Genomic DNA, 3,116 nt, shown 5'->3' with positions numbered 1-3,116 from the left:
GAAGTGAAACATCTTCGGGTTGTGAGGTTAAGCGACTAAGCGTACACGGTGGATGCCCTGGCAGTCAGAGGCGATGAAGGACGTGCTAATCTGCGAAAAGCGCCGGCGAGGTGATATGAACCTTTGACCCGGCGATGTCCGAATGGGGAAACCCAGTGTGATCCGTCACACTATCGTTAACTGAATACATAGGTTAACGAGGCGAACCGGGGGAACTGAAACATCTAAGTACCCCGAGGAAAAGAAATCAACCGAGATTCCCCCAGTAGCGGCGAGCGAACGGGGAGCAGCCCGGAGTCTGAATCAGCTTGTGTGTTAGTGGAAGCGTCTGGAAAGTCGCACGGTACAGGGTGACAGTCCCGTACACGAAAATGCACAGGTTGTGAACTCGAAGAGTAGGGCGGGACACGTGGTATCCTGTCTGAATATGGGGGGACCATCCTCCAAGGCTAAATACTCCTGACTGACCGATAGTGAACCAGTACCGTGAGGGAAAGGCGAAAAGAACCCCGGCGAGGGGAGTGAAAAAGAACCTGAAACCGTGTACGTACAAGCAGTGGGAGCACCTTCGGGTGTGACTGCGTACCTTTTGTATAATGGGTCAGCGACTTATATTCTGTAGCAAGGTTAACCGTATAGGGGAGCCGCAGGGAAACCGAGTCTTAACTGGGCGTTAAGTTGCAGGGTATAGACCCGAAACCCGGTGATCTAGCCATGGGCAGGTTGAAGGTTGGGTAACACTAACTGGAGGACCGAACCGACTAATGTTGAAAAATTAGCGGATGACCTGTGGCTGGGGGTGAAAGGCCAATCAAACCGGGAGATAGCTGGTTCTCCCCGAAAGCTATTTAGGTAGCGCCTCGTGAATTCATCTTCGGGGGTAGAGCACTGTTTCGGCTAGGGGGCCATCCCGGCTTACCAACCCGATGCAAACTACGAATACCGAAGAATGTTATCACGGGAGACACACGGCGGGTGCTAACGTCCGTCGTGAAGAGGGAAACAACCCAGACCGCCAGCTAAGGTCCCAAAGTCATGGTTAAGTGGGAAACGATGTGGGAAGGCACAGACAGCCAGGATGTTGGCTTAGAAGCAGCCATCATTTAAAGAAAGCGTAATAGCTCACTGGTCGAGTCGGCCTGCGCGGAAGATGTAACGGGGCTAAACCATGCACCGAAGCTGCGGCAGCGACGCTTATGCGTTGTTGGGTAGGGGAGCGTTCTGTAAGCCGTTGAAGGTGTGCTGTGAGGCATGCTGGAGGTATCAGAAGTGCGAATGCTGACATAAGTAACGATAAAGCGGGTGAAAAGCCCGCTCGCCGGAAGACCAAGGGTTCCTGTCCAACGTTAATCGGGGCAGGGTGAGTCGACCCCTAAGGCGAGGCCGAAAGGCGTAGTCGATGGGAAACAGGTTAATATTCCTGTACTTGGTGTTACTGCGAAGGGGGGACGGAGAAGGCTATGTCAGCCGGGCGACGGTTGTCCCGGTTTAAGCGTGTAGGTGTGTGTTCCAGGCAAATCCGGTTCACTTTAACACTGAGGCGTGATGACGAGGCACTACGGTGCTGAAGTGATAAATGCCCTGCTTCCAGGAAAAGCCTCTAAGCATCAGGTAACACGAAATCGTACCCCAAACCGACACAGGTGGTCAGGTAGAGAATACCAAGGCGCTTGAGAGAACTCGGGTGAAGGAACTAGGCAAAATGGTGCCGTAACTTCGGGAGAAGGCACGCTGATATGTAGGTGAAGTCCCTGCGGACGGAGCTGAAATCAGTCGAAGATACCAGCTGGCTGCAACTGTTTATTAAAAACACAGCACTGTGCAAACACGAAAGTGGACGTATACGGTGTGACGCCTGCCCGGTGCCGGAAGGTTAATTGATGGGGTTAGCGGCAACGCGAAGCTCTTGATCGAAGCCCCGGTAAACGGCGGCCGTAACTATAACGGTCCTAAGGTAGCGAAATTCCTTGTCGGGTAAGTTCCGACCTGCACGAATGGCGTAATGATGGCCAGGCTGTCTCCACCCGAGACTCAGTGAAATTGAACTCGCTGTGAAGATGCAGTGTACCCGCGGCAAGACGGAAAGACCCCGTGAACCTTTACTATAGCTTGACACTGAACACTGGTCCTTGATGTGTAGGATAGGTGGGAGGCTTTGAAGCGTGGACGCCAGTCTGCGTGGAGCCGTCCTTGAAATACCACCCTTTAATGGCTGGTGTTCTAACGTGGACCCGTAATCCGGGTTGCGGACAGTGTCTGGTGGGTAGTTTGACTGGGGCGGTCTCCTCCCAAAGAGTAACGGAGGAGCACGAAGGTTAGCTAATCCTGGTCGGACATCAGGAGGTTAGTGCAATGGCATAAGCTAGCTTGACTGCGAGAGTGACGGCTCGAGCAGGTGCGAAAGCAGGTCATAGTGATCCGGTGGTTCTGAATGGAAGGGCCATCGCTCAACGGATAAAAGGTACTCCGGGGATAACAGGCTGATACCGCCCAAGAGTTCATATCGACGGCGGTGTTTGGCACCTCGATGTCGGCTCATCACATCCTGGGGCTGAAGTAGGTCCCAAGGGTATGGCTGTTCGCCATTTAAAGTGGTACGCGAGCTGGGTTTAGAACGTCGTGAGACAGTTCGGTCCCTATCTGCCGTGGGCGCTGGAGAATTGAGGGGGGCTGCTCCTAGTACGAGAGGACCGGAGTGGACGCATCACTGGTGTTCGGGTTGTCATGCCAATGGCACTGCCCGGTAGCTAAATGCGGAAGAGATAAGTGCTGAAAGCATCTAAGCACGAAACTTGCCCCGAGATGAGTTCTCCCTGAGACTATAAGTCTCCTGAAGGAACGTTGAAGACGACGACGTTGATAGGCCGGGTGTGTAAGCGCAGCGATGCGTTGAGCTAACCGGTACTAATGAACCGTGAGGCTTAACCTTACAACGCCGAAGCTGTTTTGGCGGTGAGAGACAGACAATCAAATTTCAGCCTGATACAGATTAACAGAATTTGCCTGGCGGCTTTAGCGCGGTGGTCCCACCTGACCCCATGCCGAACTCAGAAGTGAAACGCCGTAGCGCCGATGGTAGTGTGGGGTCTCCCCATGTGAGAGTAGGGAACTGCCAG

General features: G+C 53.6%; 2 rRNA genes. Both read left to right on the top strand.

Annotated features, from left to right (window positions below):
• The first annotated feature begins 25 nt into the window (after nt 1-25).
• Nucleotides 26-2,929 (top strand): 23S ribosomal RNA (locus IM271_RS20105).
• A 73-nt stretch (nt 2,930-3,002) separates the two neighbouring features.
• A 5S ribosomal RNA gene (gene rrf / locus IM271_RS20100) occupies nt 3,003-3,116 on the top strand; the annotation flags it as partial.

This window comes from Enterobacter cloacae complex sp. I3 (assembly GCF_014896175.1).
GTDB classification, from domain to species: Bacteria; Pseudomonadota; Gammaproteobacteria; order Enterobacterales; family Enterobacteriaceae; genus Enterobacter; species Enterobacter bugandensis.
The sequence above is the reverse complement of the archived record's forward strand: the minus strand, read 5'-3'. Positions and strand labels throughout refer to the sequence as shown.